General features: G+C 68.4%; 1 pseudogene. It reads left to right on the top strand.

Going from position 1 to position 541, the window contains the following annotated elements:
* A pseudogene (locus CCN42_RS38460) lies at positions 1-532 on the top strand (IS6 family transposase); the annotation flags it as partial.
* Positions 533-541 lie beyond the last annotated feature (9 nt).

Below are 541 nucleotides of genomic sequence, written 5' to 3'. Positions count from 1 at the left end.
CCAACGGCCTGCGCCGCAGGCGGCCCCGGCCCGGGGACATAGTGGCATTTGGACGAGGTCTTCCTCAGGGTCAACGGCGAGCAAAAGTACCTGTGGCGGGCCGTCGACGCCGACGGCACCGTGCTCGTCATCCTGGTCCAGAACCAGCGGGACACCGCTGCGGCCCGGCGGTTCTTCCGCAGGTTGCTCAAGAAGGCCTGCTCGGTGCCGCGGGTGGTGGTCACCGACAAGCTGCGCTCCTACAGTGCGACCCACCGCGAGGCGATGCCCTCCGTGGAACACCGCTCATACAAGGGCCTGAACAACCGGGCCGAGAACTCCCACCAGCCCACCCGGCAGCGCGAGCGTGCCATGAAGGGCTTCCGCAGCGTCGGCGGAACACAGCGGTTCCTGTCCGCGTTCAGCGACATCTCACCCCATCCGGCCCCGCCGCCATCTGATGACCGCCGCCCACTACCGCGTCGAGATGACCATCCGCTTCGCCATCTGGGACCAGATCACTGGCGCCACCACCCCGCCCACCGCAGCGTAATCCAGGCCC

Origin of the sequence: Streptomyces glaucescens (assembly GCF_002154375.1) — a bacterium.
GTDB classification, from domain to species: domain Bacteria; phylum Actinomycetota; class Actinomycetes; order Streptomycetales; family Streptomycetaceae; genus Streptomyces; species Streptomyces glaucescens.
The sequence above is the reverse complement of the archived record's forward strand: the minus strand, read 5'-3'. Positions and strand labels throughout refer to the sequence as shown.